At 45.0% G+C, this 16,354-nt stretch carries 12 protein-coding genes and 2 pseudogenes; 10 read left to right on the top strand and 4 right to left on the bottom strand.

Going from position 1 to position 16,354, the window contains the following annotated elements; translation table 11 throughout:
* The first annotated feature begins 112 nt into the window (after positions 1-112).
* The 5 genes and pseudogenes from R7E00_RS15915 to phoU all read left to right on the top strand — a co-directional run bounded on the left by R7E00_RS15915 (position 113) and on the right by phoU (position 5,571).
* The gene (locus R7E00_RS15915) at positions 113-2,317 is read left to right on the top strand and encodes an ABC transporter permease subunit (protein WP_225466713.1); all 2,205 of its coding nucleotides are present in this window, start codon (positions 113-115) and stop codon (positions 2,315-2,317) included.
* 30 nt (positions 2,318-2,347) lie between these two features.
* Positions 2,348-2,579, top strand: a pseudogene (locus tag R7E00_RS25450) (phosphate ABC transporter, permease protein PstA); the annotation flags it as partial.
* A 65-nt stretch (positions 2,580-2,644) separates the two neighbouring features.
* A pseudogene (pstA, locus tag R7E00_RS15910) lies at positions 2,645-4,021 on the top strand (phosphate ABC transporter permease PstA); the annotation flags it as partial.
* A 2-nt stretch (positions 4,022-4,023) separates the two neighbouring features.
* A complete protein-coding gene (pstB, locus tag R7E00_RS15905) occupies positions 4,024-4,842 on the top strand; it encodes a phosphate ABC transporter ATP-binding protein PstB (RefSeq protein ID WP_005381745.1) in 819 nt (272 codons plus the stop codon).
* A 30-nt stretch (positions 4,843-4,872) separates the two neighbouring features.
* Positions 4,873-5,571, top strand: a complete 699-nt coding sequence (phoU, locus tag R7E00_RS15900) for a phosphate signaling complex protein PhoU (protein ID WP_005381744.1) — start codon at positions 4,873-4,875, stop codon at positions 5,569-5,571.
* A 62-nt stretch (positions 5,572-5,633) separates the two neighbouring features.
* Here the strand turns inward: phoU and ppk2 are convergent, their stop codons facing one another.
* From ppk2 to R7E00_RS15885, 3 genes are all read right to left on the bottom strand, one after another.
* On the bottom strand, positions 5,634-6,410 hold the full coding sequence (ppk2, locus tag R7E00_RS15895) for a polyphosphate kinase 2 (RefSeq protein ID WP_047102160.1): 777 nt from the start codon (positions 6,408-6,410) through the stop codon (positions 5,634-5,636).
* 70 nt (positions 6,411-6,480) lie between these two features.
* The gene (locus tag R7E00_RS15890) at positions 6,481-7,224 is read right to left on the bottom strand and encodes a copper homeostasis protein CutC (protein ID WP_152665678.1); all 744 of its coding nucleotides are present in this window, start codon (positions 7,222-7,224) and stop codon (positions 6,481-6,483) included.
* A 283-nt stretch (positions 7,225-7,507) separates the two neighbouring features.
* Positions 7,508-8,119, bottom strand: coding sequence for a peroxiredoxin C (locus tag R7E00_RS15885; RefSeq protein ID WP_213908031.1), 612 nt, complete (start codon positions 8,117-8,119; stop codon positions 7,508-7,510).
* 199 nt (positions 8,120-8,318) lie between these two features.
* On the opposite strand from R7E00_RS15885, the gene R7E00_RS15880 reads away from it, so the two are divergent.
* From R7E00_RS15880 to aceA, 3 genes are all read left to right on the top strand, one after another.
* Positions 8,319-9,224: a hydrogen peroxide-inducible genes activator gene (locus R7E00_RS15880; RefSeq protein WP_005383681.1), complete on the top strand. Its 906-nt coding sequence runs from the start codon at positions 8,319-8,321 to the stop codon at positions 9,222-9,224.
* Between the two features lie 606 nt (positions 9,225-9,830).
* Positions 9,831-11,459: a malate synthase A gene (gene aceB, locus R7E00_RS15875; RefSeq protein ID WP_213908030.1), complete on the top strand. Its 1,629-nt coding sequence runs from the start codon at positions 9,831-9,833 to the stop codon at positions 11,457-11,459.
* Between the two features lie 120 nt (positions 11,460-11,579).
* A complete protein-coding gene (aceA, locus tag R7E00_RS15870; protein WP_005381733.1) occupies positions 11,580-12,893 on the top strand; it encodes an isocitrate lyase in 1,314 nt (437 codons plus the stop codon).
* A gap of 123 nt (positions 12,894-13,016) precedes the next feature.
* Here the strand turns inward: aceA and R7E00_RS15865 are convergent, their stop codons facing one another.
* Positions 13,017-13,466 (bottom strand): CBS domain-containing protein, encoded by a 450-nt coding sequence (locus R7E00_RS15865; RefSeq protein WP_017820562.1) that lies wholly within the window; start codon positions 13,464-13,466, stop codon positions 13,017-13,019.
* Between the two features lie 312 nt (positions 13,467-13,778).
* On the opposite strand from R7E00_RS15865, the gene R7E00_RS15860 reads away from it, so the two are divergent.
* Positions 13,779-14,945 (top strand): trypsin-like serine protease, encoded by a 1,167-nt coding sequence (locus tag R7E00_RS15860; protein ID WP_017820563.1) that lies wholly within the window; start codon positions 13,779-13,781, stop codon positions 14,943-14,945.
* A gap of 268 nt (positions 14,946-15,213) precedes the next feature.
* The gene (gene queA / locus R7E00_RS15855; RefSeq protein ID WP_154204823.1) at positions 15,214-16,266 is read left to right on the top strand and encodes a tRNA preQ1(34) S-adenosylmethionine ribosyltransferase-isomerase QueA; all 1,053 of its coding nucleotides are present in this window, start codon (positions 15,214-15,216) and stop codon (positions 16,264-16,266) included.
* Positions 16,267-16,354: the final 88 nt, after the last annotated feature.

Genomic DNA, 16,354 nt, shown 5'->3' with positions numbered 1-16,354 from the left:
ACCACGCATTGCATAAGAGTTGTATTCTTTTCAGGTGTTTAATGTGATCTGTAATATAATTGTCATCTTAACGACATATTCTAGTACTAAGTCAAAAAAGGTAGAGATTTAAATGGCACAAGCCGAGTTTTCATTGCAGGAAAAAGATAAGAAACGACTGATAAAAGATCGTTTAGTTCGACTTGCAGTGACATCTGGTGGTGTCGGCGTACTCGCGGCGCTTATTTTGATCTTTGTCTACCTCGCCATGGTGATCATTCCGCTTTTTTCTGATGCGGAGATCAAAACCAACCAAGCCATTCGAGCCACTCATATTGAAACACCACTTGCGATTTCAGTGGATGATTACGCTCAGCTCGCGTTCGTTCTAACCCAAAGTGGTGAGATTCAATATTTGTCGATGGACGATCCTACGAAACCTGCGGTGTATACACAGCAAATCGCCCAGAAACCCGTTGCTTTCTCTCAATCTGCTCCTGGGCTAGGTTGGTATGGATTTGTTGATGGGCAGGGTAAAGCGAACCTTTTCAAGCCAGAATTTAATGCTACATTGAGAGAAAATACACGTCCTCCGGAAGTGATTGAGCTAGACACCAGCATGGATCTGACACTAAGTACGCCTCAAGATCCTGTGACTCAGTTTGTATTTGCAGCTTCGACGCCCTTACCAACGGTTGTTTGGCAGACGCAAAGTGGTGAAGTGAAAGCTCGCTGGCAAGTGGCTTCGTCTTTGGGTACGTCTCCTACAACGATCGATTTTACGTTCTCTTCAGGCTTTAATACGCCTCAGCAAATGTTGTTGACACCTGACGGTGAAACGCTTTATTTGCGCGATGGCTCTGAGTTGATCGTGTTAAAGAAAACCGCACGTAAATTTGCTGTGCGAGAGGTGGTCGATCTCACTCAAGGTGATAAGAAGCATTCCGTTCGTACGATAGACTTATTGGCTGGTGCTTACTCGCTTTTGGTGACGCACAACGATGGTCGGGTGTCGCAATGGTTTGATACGCTGCAAGAAGAAAAACGCACGTTAACGCATATTCGTGATTTTAAATTGGCATCAGAGCTTAAGTATTTGTTGCCGGATTCTCATCGAAAAGGATTTTATAGCTTTTACACCAACGGCACGTTGCAAAGCCATTATACAACCAGTGAAAAACTGGTGTTGTTTAAGCGTGCGTACCATCAAGCGCCCGCAATCGCAGCAATGTCTAACAATGAACGCTACTTAATCACTTGGCAAAATAATGCGTTAAATGTTGCGGAAGTGGACAATGCCTATCCGGAAGTTTCATTGTCTTCATTATGGCAAGAAGTGTGGTACGAAGGGTATCCTGAGCCTGAATTTGTGTGGCAATCGACTTCGGCGAGCGATAACTTTGAGGCTAAGTTCAGCCTAGTACCTATTGCGTTTGGAACGATAAAAGCGGCGATGTTTGCGATGCTGTTTTCAGTACCGCTCGCAGTGCTAGGTGCTATTTATACGGCTTACTTTATGTCGCCACGCATGCGTCGTGTAGTAAAACCGTCGATTGAGCTAATGGAAGCACTGCCGACGGTGATCATAGGTTTCCTCGCGGGATTGTGGTTCGCGCCTATTGTCGAAGATCATTTGATTACGATCGTCGTTATGCTGTTTGTTTTGCCCTTGAGCACCATGATTATGGGCGGGCTATGGGCATTAATACCGCAACCTTTGCGGAATCGTCTGCCTAATGGTTGGCATGCTTTAGTGCTCATGCCTGTCATATTGGTACTGATTGGGCTTGGAGTGTGGATTTCGCCTACGATTGAGCAGACGTTCTTTGGTGGCGATATGCGCTTATTCTTAACCGAGCATGGTATTGGTTACGATCAACGCAATGCATTGGTGGTGGGGTTAGCGATGGGGTTTGCTGTTATCCCGACGATTTTTACCATTGCCGAAGATGCCATTTTCTCTGTACCGAAGCATTTATCGGATGGCTCTTTGGCATTAGGGGCCACGCCTTGGCAAACTTTAATCTATGTTGTCTTGCTTACTGCAAGCCCAGGTATTTTTTCTGCCATTATGATGGGCCTGGGACGCGCTGTTGGCGAAACCATGATTGTATTAATGGCAACGGGCAATACGCCATTAATGGATTGGAATATTTTGGAAGGATTGCGCAGCCTGTCGGCGACCATCGCCGTTGAGTTGCCAGAGTCGGAAGTTGGAAGTTCGCATTATCGCCTGCTGTTCCTAGCTGCATTGATTTTATTTGTGTTTACGTTTGCAGTAAACGCGCTTGCGGAGTGGGTTCGTCAGAGACTGAGAGATAAGTACCGTGCGTTGTAATAATGGTTTGAATAAAGAGCGAGTAATAACGTGTTAAATTGGATTCGTTCTGGCGCACCGTGGATATGGCTAACAGGCGGTGCAGTCAGCATCAGTTTGTTGTCGGTATTAGGGTTGTTACTCCTTATCGGCTGGAAAGGCCTGACTTACTTTTGGCCAGCGCCTTTGTATCAGTGGAATGTTGCAGCGCTGACTCCTGTACAAGGCGAAGTGCTACATGAAAATACTATTCTGATTGGTCAAGTGTATGAGCGCAGCTTTGTGCCTAAGAGTTATTTGCCTGAAAGCGCAGCACAACAGTTAGAAGAGGATGAAGATTTTGCCACGCGACTCAACATCAAAATCGCTAACCGAGAGTTGTATCCCGCCGATTTTATCTCCGTATTGCAAATGCAGTTGGATGAGCCCACGATGCCAAAAGAGTGGGCGGTGATAGAGCGCAGTAGCGGTGGTTATTTCTTTGGTAAGCTGGTGGCGTTTCAAGATGGTGATAATATATACACCAGTGATATTCAATCGGTACTAAATAAAAAGCTTGATGATGCAGAAACTCTGCGCCATGAGATTGATTCTTTGGTGGTCGATCAGCTTAAAGAGCTTGGTTGGAAGCTAGAGCAGTTGCGATTAGAAAAGCGCAAGCATGAATTGAATGACACGCTGACAGAAAGCTTCTTAAACGAAAACCTGACGAAAAAAGAGCAGATAGAAAAAGCGCTTGCGACGTTAGATTTGCAACTTGATGGTTTACGACTTCAGCTCTCTGACTATGCCTTGATTGTCGAGGATATGACGGGGTCACAAGTATCGATTCCGCTCGAAGACATTTTGGACTACTGGTATCCAAACCAAATGTCACTGCCTGATAAAGTCATGCATTGGGGAAAACAGGTTTGGAAGTTTTTATCTGAAGATCCAAGAGAGTCTAACTCCGAAGGAGGCGTGTTCCCTGCGATATTTGGTACGGTTTTCTTAGTACTCATCATGTCGATCATTGTGATGCCACTCGGGGTGATCGCCGCTATCTATCTACATGAATACGCTAAGAATAACGCTCTAACCAGAGTTATTCGTATTGCGGTTATAAACCTAGCGGGTGTTCCATCGATTGTTTATGGCGTGTTTGGTTTAGGTTTCTTCGTTTATACGATTGGTGCCTCTATCGACAACGTATTCTATGCGGAGAAGCTACCGGCACCAACCTTTGGTACGCCGGGTTTGTTATGGTCAGCACTAACTCTTGCCGTGCTGACGCTTCCAGTTGTGATTGTGACGACAGAAGAAGGTTTAACTCGAATTCCGAGCTCCGTACGACATGGCTCTCTGGCACTTGGTGCAACTCAGTTCGAAACGCTATGGCGCGTGGTTTTGCCTATGGCGACGCCAGCTATTATCACAGGTTTGATCCTTGCGATTGCGCGTGCAGCTGGCGAAGTAGCGCCACTGATGCTGGTGGGGGTCGTGAAATTGGCATCCAGTTTACCGGTTGACGGACAATTCCCTTATGTGCATTTGGATAGAAAGTTCATGCATTTAGGTTTTCACATTTACGATGTTGGCTTTCAAACCTCCAACATCGAAGCGGCGCGACCATTAGTTTATGCTACCTCTTTCTTACTCGTGACAGTGATTGTCGGGCTAAACTTAACAGCAATCAGTATTCGCAATAATTTACGAGAAAAATACAGAACGTTAGGACAAGATTAAGTATGTTTAATTTTGATAGTACATTAGGTTATGAGCCACCATTGGATGTTCATAATTTAACGGATGAACAAACAGCCATCTCAATCGAGAACCTTAATCTGTTCTATGGTCAAACTCAGGCGCTGCATGATATTTCGATGCGAATTCCCAAAGGGCGAGTCACCGCTTTTATCGGTCCTTCAGGGTGTGGAAAGTCGACGTTATTACGTTGCATCAATCGCATGAACGACTTAGTGGAAGGGTGTCGAGTCACAGGTAAAGTGCGTCTCCACGGCAAGAATGTTTATCATCCTAATGTCGATGTTGCGACACTTCGACGCCGAGTGGGGATGGTGTTTCAAAGACCCAATCCATTTCCTAAGTCAATTTATGAAAACGTAGTTTATGGCTTACGCTTACAAGGTGTAAAAAACAGCCGCAGTTTAGATGACGCAGTGGAGCGATCCTTGCGCTCGGCGGCGTTGTGGGATGAGGTAAAAGACCGCTTGCATGAGAACGCATTTGGCTTATCTGGTGGTCAGCAACAGCGCTTGGTCATTGCGCGGGCGGTGGCGATTGAGCCGGAAGTCCTGTTATTGGACGAGCCAACATCAGCGTTGGATCCAATCTCAACTTTAACCATTGAAGAGCTTATCAATGAGCTGAAGACTCAATATACTGTGGTTATCGTTACCCATAACATGCAACAAGCGGCGAGAGTGAGCGATCATACTGCATTCATTCATATGGGGAAGTTAATTGAATACTCTGACGCGGACTCGATCTTCACTTCGCCAATGAAGAAACAGACCGAAGATTACATTACGGGTCGCTACGGTTAAGTCGCGACTCTATACGGAATAAGGAACATCATGCACTTTGGACGTCATATTTCAGGACAATTTAACGTAGAGCTAGAATCGATTCGTACTCATGTATTAACCATGGGAGGCTTGGTAGAGCAGCAGCTTTCGTATGCTATTCAAGCCTTGCATAAAGAAGACATCGAACTGGCGCGTAAGGTTGTGCGTGACGATCATAAAGTGAATGCGATGGAAGTCTCGATCGATGACGCCTGTACACGCATTATTGCTAAGCGTCAGCCAACGGCAAAAGACTTGCGCTTAATCATGGCTATCATCAAAACGATCACGGATTTAGAACGCATCGGTGATGTGGCGACACGCATTGCTTACGTTGCCATTGAAAGCCCATCATCAAAAGAACGACAATTCCAAGTGTCGTTAGAGCCTCTCTGCCGTCAGGCAATTAATATGCTGCATCAGGTTTTAGATGCGTTTGCCCGCATGGATGTAGAAGCGGCAGCAGAGGTGCATAAACAAGATGACAAACTAGACGCCGAGTATGAAGCGGTGATTCGTCAGTTGATGACTTACATGATGGAAGATCCAAAAAATATCCCTAATATTCTGCAAGTGATGTGGTCGGCGCGCGCGATTGAACGCGTGGGGGACCGCTGCCAGAACATCTGTGAATACATTATTTACTTCGTGAAAGGGAAAGATGTACGCCATCTAGGTGATCAAAGTATTGATGACGTACTGAAGTAACTGACTTCAATAAATAGACCAGCTTTTAGGCTGGTCTATTTATTAGAGAGAAGGAAAGCACGTCAATATTTATCAGGAACGAAGGTCTGATCATCAATGGGCGCTCTGACGTAACCTTCTTTATTGAGTTCAGGTAATTCGATGGGTGAGTACTCAAGTGCTTTGTAATCAATCTGGCTTAGTAAATGACTGATACAGTTCAAGCGCGCTTTCTTTTTGTCATCTGAAGGGACGACCCACCAAGGGCAGCTTTTCGTGTCTGTATAGGCAAACATCTTATCTTTTGCTTCCGAATACTCCGCCCAGCGATGACGTGACTCCAAATCCATGGGGCTGAATTTCCAACGTTTGATCGGCGTATTAATTCGACCTAGAAAACGTTTTTCCTGCTCTTCGTCTGAAACCGAAAACCAATACTTAATCAGAATAATCCCAGAGCGTTGCAACATTCTCTCGAATTCAGGGCAAGAGCGTAAAAACTCCTCGTATTCGTCTGGAGTACAGAACCCCATGACTTTTTCGACACCTGCTCGGTTATACCAACTTCGGTCAAATAAAACGATTTCACCAGCAGATGGTAAATGAGCGACGTAACGTTGGAAGTACCATTGCGTTTTTTCTTTTTCGGTCGGTGCAGGCAGAGCCACTACGCGACAAACACGCGGGTTTAGCTTTTCTGTAATTCGCTTTATCACTCCGCCTTTGCCCGCAGCATCACGGCCTTCAAACAGAACAACCACTTTTAACCCTTTGTGTTTGACCCACTCTTGAAGTTTTACGAGCTCAACTTGAAGGTTTTTGAGCTCCTTTTCGTATTCCTTTTTCTTCAATTTAGACATACACCTTTCCTCACTCCTTGATAAACAATATGTTAGCACTCAAAAGCTATGCGCGTGAGGTTACGGTGGTCTATTTGAGAGTTGCTACGACATCGGTTATGGCTTGTGTACTTGTGATGGGGATTAAAAAATCATCGACATCGGATGCGCCCATTTTGCTTTGTTCAGCAACAAAGGTCATTTGGCTAGGGCGTGTGGTTTTGCCTGACAGATGGATTTCAGGAACTTGAGTGTCTTCTACTAACGCACGTACGTTACTCGCATTAACGCCAGCCCCCGCCATGATTGCTATGCGTCTTTGGGCTTGCTTAACCAAAGCTCTAAGCACATCGATCCCTTGTGGTGCTGAAGGCGCAAGACCGGAGGTTAAAATACGTTCACAACCTAAGCTGATCACTTCTTCCAAAGTTTTTTCAGCGTCACGACACTGGTCAAAGGCACGATGGAAGGTCACGCCTAAGCCAAGCGCTTGAGCAAATTCACACAGCGCAGCCGCGTAAGGCATATGAATATCACCGTCTTGAGTGAGCACGCCGAACACGACACCGCTCAAGCCTGATTGGTGAGCCGCTTCAATATCCCAACGCATCATTTCGATCTCTTCTTCATTGTAGAAGAAGTCACCTTGGCGTGGGCGGATCATGGCATAAACTGGAACACTCGAAAGCTTAGCCGCTTGCTGCATAAAACCATAACTGGGTGTTAGTCCGCCTAAAGCCAAAGAGGAGCAAAGTTCAATCCGAGTGGCGCCGCCAGCAATGGCGTAGTGCAGAGATTCAATATTATCAATACAGACTTCTAGGTGAGTAACCACGTTCATTCATCCTGCTAACGTTACAAATAAGTGTTGTGGCTAAGATATTAACAGGGCCAGTAAGCAGAATCTGTATGGAGGAGATGATAAATAGAGGTAAAGTTTACGCTAAAGCGTTACCTCATTTTGGCGGTTTATCTGAAGGAAAAAGAAAGCCCAGAGCAGAGGCTCTGGGCTTTGATAGGACTTTACTTAGACTGATTGGCGTTTGCGGTTTTCCGCATTAGCTTATTGCTTTATATACATCCAACCATCACACCCGTTGAGCTAGGGTGAAGGTCTATTATTTTTTGCCTAGGTCAGCTGCGTGCTCAGATAGGAACGCTGCAACACCTTTTGGAGATGCGTCCATACCTGCTTTACCTTCTTCCCATTGTGCAGGACATACTTCGCCGTGCTTCTGGTGGAAGTTAAGAGCGTCAACCATGCGTAGCATTTCGTCGATGTTACGGCCTAGTGGTAGGTCGTTAACTACTTGGTGACGTACAACGCCTGCTTCGTCGATTAGGAAAGAACCACGGAAAGCAACGCCTGCTTCTGGGTGCTCAACGTCGTAAGCTTTACAGATTTCGTGCTTAACGTCAGCAACTAGTGGGTACTTAACTTGACCGATACCGCCATCTTCGATAGCAGTGTTACGCCATGCGTTGTGAGAGAACTGAGAATCGATAGAAACACCGATTACTTCAACACCTTTAGCTTGGAAGTCAGCTAGACGGTTGTCGAATGCGATTAGCTCAGATGGGCAAACGAAAGTGAAATCTAGTGGGTAGAAGAATACTACTGCTTTCTTACCTTTAGTGAACTCTGCAAAGTTGAAGTTTTCAACGATTTCACCGTTACCTAGAACAGCTGCTGCAGTAAAATCAGGGGCTTGACGACCTACTAGTACCATTTTTTTGCTCCTAAAAAGTATGGTTAGCTCCAAACCGAATTCAGTTGTGTCGGTTTGGTTCGTGTTTGTACGAGACAAACTATAGTACAGATTGTAGTATTGAAAAAAGCGAAATAAATAGATTGAGTTAATCGAAAAAAACGATAATAACAAAACTCTTAACTCGATCACTGGAACGGCGGTAGATACAAATACAATTATGAATAAATGGCCCAGTTTGAAGCAGTTACACTATTTAGTCACACTGCATGAAACAAGACATTTTAGTGACGCTGCAGAGCGTTGTTTTGTCAGTCAGTCGACTTTAAGTAAGGGTATTCAAAACTTAGAGGAATTGATAGGTTGTCCCTTATATGAAAAGAAAGATAAGAAAAGTCCACTGGTTTTTACCCAAACAGGAGAAATGGTAGTAAAGCAGGGGCGAGAGCTGTTAGCAAAAGGGCAAGATTTGGTCGAGCTTGGACGTATGTGCCAAGGCGACGATATGCAAGGCCAGCTAAAAGTAGGATGTATACCAACAATTGCTCCGTTTTTACTGTGTGATTTGGTACAAGAGGTGAACTACCGTTTTCCACAACTGAATCTTTTATTAAGAGAAGACACGACGACAAACTTACTTCAAGCGCTCAGACATGGTGAGCTGGATGTGCTTATTTTAGCGTTACCAGTCGAAATTGATGGGATGGAAAGCCGAGTAGTGGGTAAGGATCCGTTTCGAATGGTTATAAGCGCTAATCAAGCCCAATCGGTCCCTGTGCCGATTCGTTACGCGGATTTACCTGACGAATCCGTCTTTCTACTAGAGAAAGAACATTGCTTAACGGAACATGCGGTATCAGCGTGTAAATTAACAGACAAAGAAAAAATCAATCCGTTTACGGCAACCAGCCTCCATACACTGGTGCAAATGGTTGCGAATGGTTTGGGAACAACGTTCATTCCTCAAATGGCTATCGACCATGGCTTGCTGCATAACCAGAATTTAGTCGTGATCGATCCTCCTGGTAAACAAGCTTATCGCGAAATCGGCTTAGTTTGGCGTCCGAGCTCGTCAAGAACGAAAACATTTAATCAACTTGCAGAAGTCGTTTCAGAGCTGCTTTAGCTATTAGTATTAGCCCTTACTTCTCCATTATTTATCTAAAAGCGCACTGGAAACAGTGCGCTTTCTAGTATTTTATTCTGTTGGTAAACTTTGACTTGTAAAATTTTACAGCTCTTCTTTGATGAAGCTTTCATAAAATAGTGAAATTTCACAATGTTAATTTTACACAAAGCCCTGCATACCTTGTTTGACCCCTGTTTAAATACATCTCTTCAGCCCTTGTGAATACAAGGTGTTTGTTTACCAGTCTATATTCATACGCTTGTTTGAAATGATAAAACGACTTTAAATTTAATGTAATTTTATTACGTAATAACTTACAAAATAAGGCGCTTGATAGATGGTTTTTACCTTGCGGAATAAAACTTTGAATTTTCTGTTTTGTTTATATTGGGGGTTTCACTAAACCCCTTGTTGATATAGCTTATTTAAAGGCCGATACGACTTATGTCTAGATTGAAAATACACGTAGCATTACGCAATCTATCGGCATGGCTAGACGAGTTGAACACAAAGTTAAAGGATGTAATTTGTTGTTCATAACTTACAAATGTAGCTTTACGCTGACTGCCCAAGATTGATAAAGCACGTTAAGGATGAATGATTATGCTTGCTCAGACAGAACAAAAAACACAACAACTAAAGCAAACCCAAGGCATGCTTGAGGTGAATGGAGTCGTTGCTCCAGAACATCAAGCAATTTTCCCTGTTGAAGCCCAAACCTTTTTATCTCTACTGTGTGAAAAATTTGCCGGACGTGTTGAACAGTTGCTGGAAGCAAGAGAAGAGAAGCAATCACGTATTGATGCTGGTGAGCTACCAGATTTTCTACCAGAGACACAAGACATCCGTGAAGGAAGTTGGAAGATCCTAGGAATCCCACAAGATCTGCAAGATCGCCGTGTGGAGATTACCGGACCAACTGACCGCAAGATGGTGATTAACGCACTGAATGCGAATGTAAAAGTGTTCATGGCAGACTTCGAAGATTCAATGTCTCCTGCATGGAGTAAAGTGCTAGATGGTCAAATTAACTTGCGCGATGCTGTTAATGGCACCATCAGTTACACCAATCCTGGCAATGGCAAACATTATCAGCTGGAAGATGACCCAGCGGTGTTGATCTGCCGTGTTCGCGGCCTTCATTTAAAAGAAAAACACGTTACGTGGCACGGTCAGATCATTCCTGGCGCGCTGTTCGATTTCGCTCTGTATTTCTATAACAACTACAAAGCGTTACTTCAAAAAGGCAGCGGCCCTTATTTCTACCTTCCAAAACTGCAATCGCATCACGAAGCGAAGTGGTGGAGCGAAGTGTTCCATTTCACGGAAGACTATTTCGGTTTGGATACAGGCACGATCAAAGCGACTGTGCTGATTGAAACCTTACCAGCGGTATTTGAAATGGACGAGATTCTGTTCTCGCTTAAAGAACACATCGTTGGTTTGAACTGTGGTCGCTGGGATTACATCTTTAGCTACATCAAAACATTGAAAAAACACTCAGACCGAGTACTGCCAGATCGCCAAGTGGTAACGATGGACAAGCCATTCTTAAACGCTTACTCGCGATTATTGGTACGTACTTGCCATAAACGAGGTGCTTTCGCGATGGGAGGAATGGCCGCATTTATCCCAGCTAAAGACCCGAAAGAGAATCAAAAAGTATTAGACAAGATCCAGACTGACAAATCGTTAGAAGCTAACAACGGCCACGACGGTACTTGGGTGGCTCATCCAGGTTTGGCTGACACTGCTATGGAAGTCTTTAGTGCTGTGCTGGGTGAACGCACCAACCAGTTGGATGTGAGCCGTGCAGAGGATGCGCCTATTACAGCAGCTGAACTGCTTGAGCCTTGTGAAGGCGAGCGCACTGAAGGCGGAATGCGCCACAATATTCGCGTTGCGCTGCAATACATCGAAGCTTGGATTTCTGGCAATGGTTGTGTGCCGATTTACGGACTGATGGAAGACGCAGCAACGGCAGAAATCTCACGCGCCTCTATCTGGCAATGGATTCAACACGGCAAGTCGCTAGACAACGGATTAAAGGTCACTAAAGAGCTGTTCGAGCTCTATCTCAAAGAGGAGATTGAAGTCGTGAAGCAAGAAATTGGCGAGCAGCGCTACCATGCGGGTCGATTTGAAGAAGCAGCAGACTTAATGGCAAGGCTCACGACGAGCGATGAACTGACCAACTTTTTGACAGTTCCTGGTTATGACTACCTGGATTAATAAAGAATAACTGTAACACCAATAACGTGAAGGATTTTCAAGGCAGATAGGGAAGTACTGCCTGAGAACGGAAACTCAACGCACACGCATAAAGTGCAAATTATAAAGAGGGATAGACCAATGACTAACTTAACTCGCCGCCAACAAATTGAAGCTCTGGAAAAAGACTGGGCAACTAACCCACGCTGGAAAAATGTGAAGCGTACTTACACTGCCGAGGAAGTGGTGGAACTGCGTGGCTCTATGGTGCCTGCAAACACAATTGCACAACGTGGTGCAGACAAACTTTGGTCACTGGTCAACGGTAGTGCGAAAAAAGGTTACGTAAACTGTCTTGGTGCGCTAACGGGTGGTCAAGCGGTTCAACAAGCTAAAGCAGGTATTGAAGCGATTTACTTGTCAGGCTGGCAGGTAGCGGCGGATAACAACACCGCTTCGACGATGTATCCAGACCAATCTCTTTACCCAGTAGATTCTGTACCGTCAGTAGTAAAGCGTATCAACAACTCATTCCGTCGTGCAGACCAAATTCAGTGGGCTGCTGGTAAGACGCCTGAAGATGAAGGTGGTATTGATTACTTCCTACCTATCGTAGCGGATGCTGAAGCGGGCTTTGGTGGTGTGCTTAACGCTTACGAACTAATGAAATCGATGATCGAAGCCGGTGCCGCGGGCGTTCACTTTGAAGACCAGTTAGCATCGGTGAAAAAGTGTGGCCATATGGGTGGTAAGGTATTAGTTCCTACGCAAGAAGCGGTACAAAAGCTCGTTGCAGCTCGTTTGGCTGCTGACGTAGCGGGTACAACAACATTAGTTATTGCTCGTACTGATGCGAATGCGGCGGATCTCATTACTTCAGATTGTGACCCATATGATAAAGACTTCATCGAAGGTGAGCGTACTCAAGAAGGTTTCTACCGCGTTCGCGCGGGTATCGACCAAGCGATTTCTCGCGGCCTGGCTTACGCACCATATGCAGACTTGATTTGGTGTGAAACGGCTACGCCATGTTTGGAAGAAGCACGTAAGTTTGCAGAAGCAATTCACGCTGAATACCCAGATCAATTGTTGGCGTACAACTGTTCGCCGTCCTTCAACTGGGAGAAGAACCTAGATGCAGAAACCATTGCTAAGTTCCAACAAGAGTTGGCAGACATGGGCTACAAGTACCAATTCATCACGCTAGCAGGCATTCACAACATGTGGTTCAACATGTTTGAACTGGCGCACGCTTACGCTCAAGGTGAAGGTATGCGTCATTATGTTGAGAAAGTTCAGCGTCCTGAATTCCAAGCAGCTGAAAAAGGCTATACGTTTGTTGCGCACCAACAAGAAGTAGGTACAGGTTACTTCGATAGAATGACCAATACTATCCAAGGTGGTAACTCTTCAGTGACAGCATTGACAGGTTCGACCGAAGAAGACCAATTCTAATTGGCAGAGAAACACTTCCTTAATCAGCGTCAGTAATGGCATTTTGAGCGGCAACCCTGCCGCTCTTTTTTCGTTTAACCGGTGTAAAAACGAAACTTACAACAAAGAGAATACGCTTGCGTACTACTCTTCCTGCTCGATTTCTTCAGGTTCCACTTCTTCTTGCAGTTCCAATAAGTTAATCGCAATGGTCACAAAGTCACTGTCAGTAATGATGCCGACCAATCGACCTTTGGTGACAACAGGTAGACAGCCAACTTTATGCTTTTGCATATAGATAGCGCTCTCTTTGAGCCCCGCGATAGGCTCTGCCGTCATGATATTGGTGTGCATCATTTCGTAGAGCGGTGTGTCTAAAGTAAAAGATTGTTCAGCCTCATCTGGGTGCAAGCTCGATTCTTGAGCAGCAAGAATGTCGCGTTGAGTCACCAAGCCTTGTAAGTGGTTATTGGCATCAACAACCGGAATGTGTCGAATATCAAGCGCATCCATCATGCTTTTTGCATCACGCAAGGTGTGCGTGCGCAGTAAGGTATGAGGATTACGAGTCATCATGTCTTCAACCTTGATCATAGAGACCTCCAGCGGCATTGTCCTTCTCTTAAATATAGAGAATATTTTTCTGTATATCTGGGAGCTAACTCGTTTTTCATCAATTAAATAGCACAATGCTGATGGGCTGCGTAATCTGTGTTTTATTGGTGTTTTTATTAATTTGAATAAGTCGGTTTGTGTGCGAGTCAGTTGGCATTTTTAGTTGATATTGAATGTGTTCCCAAGGTAATCCAATGAATTGAATCGCACATTTTTATTCGCTGGATTTTCCAAGATTCTTCTCTCGAAGAAGATACGTCCAGGCTTACCAAATTGAAGACAGCAACCTAGATGAAACGAACAACGTGTAACAAACTTATTGCGCTGGCAGTGGCGGCATTCAGTGTGCCATCAACACAGGCGATTGTGTTAGGAGATGAACAAACCGATCCTGTTGACCGCGTTACTTTGCGAGCAAGTAACATGGCAGAGTTTCCGCTGTGTGGTGGAACGATGCTGACAGAGCAATGGGTACTGACTGCGGCGCACTGTGTGGTGATGGGACAAGGAACCAATGAAGCAACCTACTATGTGACCCCGCCGGGTGAGCTGTCGGTGAATGCGAATGCGTATGAACTTAATTCTGCAGGGCTTGATAACTTTTATCCGGTGTCTCACGTTGTGGTTCATCCGGATTACACCCGGATTTCAAAAGCTGAGACCGACAGTAATGGCAACGTGAAACCTATCCAAACCGGTTTAGATTCAGACATCGCGTTGCTGTATCTCACGCGCCCAGTGGCAAACGCGAACTTTGCTGACCTAGCGAGTAAAGTTGACATGGAGAGTATCGAAGCACGTTTGGTGGCGGATTGGAACGATAATTACCTGACCAATCAACGTGTCGAAAATGTGCAAGTGTTTGGATGGGGGGCTACTCAGCCGGATGCTTCTGAACCTTCTAATACGCTCAAAACCACCATTAGCACATTTTTACCCATCGACAAATGTTATGAGCGTTTAGAAATTGGCAGCAGTTTTCCGGGGATCATTGATTCAAGAGACAACCAAACCAAAATTTGTACGCTACCAACACAAAACCATGTATTGGAGCCAGATAGCCATACTCAATATGGCAACTCTGCATGTAAAGGTGACAGTGGTGGCCCGTTGGTCGATGTGGCGACCGGCAAACAAATTGGTATTGTTAGTGGCGGCCCCCTTATTCTACCAACGTGTGGCTCTTTGACGATCCCAAGTTTCTACACCAAGGTGAGCCACTATTACGACTGGGTACAGTCTTACATCACTGCCGATGCGCCACCAAGTCGTTACATCATTGCGCCGAATTTTATCAAAAGTGCTAACAATGAAAGTGGTGACAATAAAGAGTGTCACGATGGCATTGCGACCAATAACTGTGATTTCAAAGGCTCAGATGATGAAGGTGGCAGTCTAGGGTTTTGGTTATTGGGTTTATTCGTGCCGTTATTCTTGTGGCGAAAGCGTGAGGTTTGATAGGGCGATTGGAATGCCAAACTAATAAGCAGCGGTATACGTTGCTTTGCTTTTTTCATGTTCTCTCTTTGGGGCTCAAATTAAAAATAGTGCCAAGTAATCGAGGCTTTTCACGTTTTATTACACTCTTCACCATGGCTTTTACTGCTATATTCTGGTGATTTGCTTGCTATTGCAGCATGTAAACATATACTAGTCTGCTGCGAAAAACTCGTCGCAATTTTATCGTCGCCTAGACGTGATTTGACCAATAGATAAGACAAGTAACATGCAAGTATCAGATTTCCATTTCGACCTTCCAGATGAACTCATCGCTCGCTACCCTCAACCAGAGCGTACCGCTAGCCGACTGCTGCAAATGGACGGCAATACCGGAGAGCTCATTGATGGCACATTTACTGATGTATTGGGCCAAGTTCAACCCGGTGACTTAGTGGTGTTTAATAATACTCGTGTTATTCCTGCTCGTCTTTTTGGCCGCAAGGAATCGGGCGGTAAATTAGAAGTGCTGGTGGAGCGCATGTTGGATGAGAAAAGCATCCTCGCGCACGTTCGTTGCTCTAAATCACCAAAACCAGGTACAACCATTATTGTTGGCGAGAATGATGAATATTCAGCAGAAATGGTTGCACGCCATGATGCTTTATTTGAACTGAAATTTAGTTCTGATAAGACGGTACTAGAAATTCTGGAAGAAATCGGCCATATGCCGCTTCCTCCTTACATCGACCGTCCAGACGAAGATGCAGATAAAGAGCGTTACCAAACGGTATATAATCAAAAGCCAGGTGCGGTTGCGGCACCGACGGCGGGCCTTCACTTTGATGATGTTCTCTTGGAGAAAATCAAAGCGAAAGGTGCAGAGTTTGCTTACGTTACTTTGCACGTTGGGGCGGGTACATTCCAGCCAGTAAAAGTGGAAAATATCAACGATCACCACATGCATGCCGAGTACGTAGAAGTACCACAAGAAGTCGTCGAAGCAATTAAAGCGGCGAAAGCGCGTGGCGGACGAATTATTGCTGTTGGTACAACATCTGTGCGTTCACTTGAAAGTGCAGCGCAAGACGCATTGCAAAAAGGGACTGAGCTGGCCCCATTCTTTGGCGATACAGAAATCTTTATTTTCCCTGGTTACGAATATCAGTTGGTGGATTGCTTGATCACAAACTTCCACTTGCCTGAATCAACACTGATCATGTTGGTGAGTGCATTTGCTGGATACGAGAACACCATGAATGCTTACAAACATGCGGTGGAAAACAAATACCGTTTCTTCTCGTATGGCGATTCAATGTTCATCAAGAAGAAAACGGCGTAGTTAAAAATAGATTTACGAGTGCTAGCAGTAAGCTAGGAAATAAAGCATCCATTGCTTTGTCTCTCGCAAGGAAAAGCGACCGCTCCTT

Source organism: Vibrio sp. Vb1755 (assembly GCF_033338635.1).
Lineage (GTDB): Bacteria > Pseudomonadota > Gammaproteobacteria > Enterobacterales > Vibrionaceae > Vibrio > Vibrio alginolyticus.
This window is presented reverse-complemented; position numbering and strand designations above follow the sequence as displayed.

Excerpts from the sequence above, each read along its gene's own strand:
- R7E00_RS15860 (WP_017820563.1), top strand. The coding sequence starts at position 13,779 with ATGAAACGAACAACGTGTAACAAACTTATTGCGCTGGCAGTGGCGGCA.
- queA (WP_154204823.1), top strand. The coding sequence starts at position 15,214 with ATGCAAGTATCAGATTTCCATTTCGACCTTCCAGATGAACTCATCGCT.
- aceB (WP_213908030.1), top strand. The coding sequence starts at position 9,831 with ATGCTTGCTCAGACAGAACAAAAAACACAACAACTAAAGCAAACCCAA.
- R7E00_RS15865 (WP_017820562.1), bottom strand. The coding sequence starts at position 13,466 with ATGATCAAGGTTGAAGACATGATGACTCGTAATCCTCATACCTTACTG.
- ppk2 (WP_047102160.1), bottom strand. The coding sequence starts at position 6,410 with ATGTCTAAATTGAAGAAAAAGGAATACGAAAAGGAGCTCAAAAACCTT.
- phoU (WP_005381744.1), top strand. The coding sequence starts at position 4,873 with ATGCACTTTGGACGTCATATTTCAGGACAATTTAACGTAGAGCTAGAA.
- aceA (WP_005381733.1), top strand. The coding sequence starts at position 11,580 with ATGACTAACTTAACTCGCCGCCAACAAATTGAAGCTCTGGAAAAAGAC.
- R7E00_RS15885 (WP_213908031.1), bottom strand. The coding sequence starts at position 8,119 with ATGGTACTAGTAGGTCGTCAAGCCCCTGATTTTACTGCAGCAGCTGTT.
- R7E00_RS15915 (WP_225466713.1), top strand. The coding sequence starts at position 113 with ATGGCACAAGCCGAGTTTTCATTGCAGGAAAAAGATAAGAAACGACTG.
- R7E00_RS15880 (WP_005383681.1), top strand. The coding sequence starts at position 8,319 with ATGAATAAATGGCCCAGTTTGAAGCAGTTACACTATTTAGTCACACTG.
- pstB (WP_005381745.1), top strand. The coding sequence starts at position 4,024 with ATGTTTAATTTTGATAGTACATTAGGTTATGAGCCACCATTGGATGTT.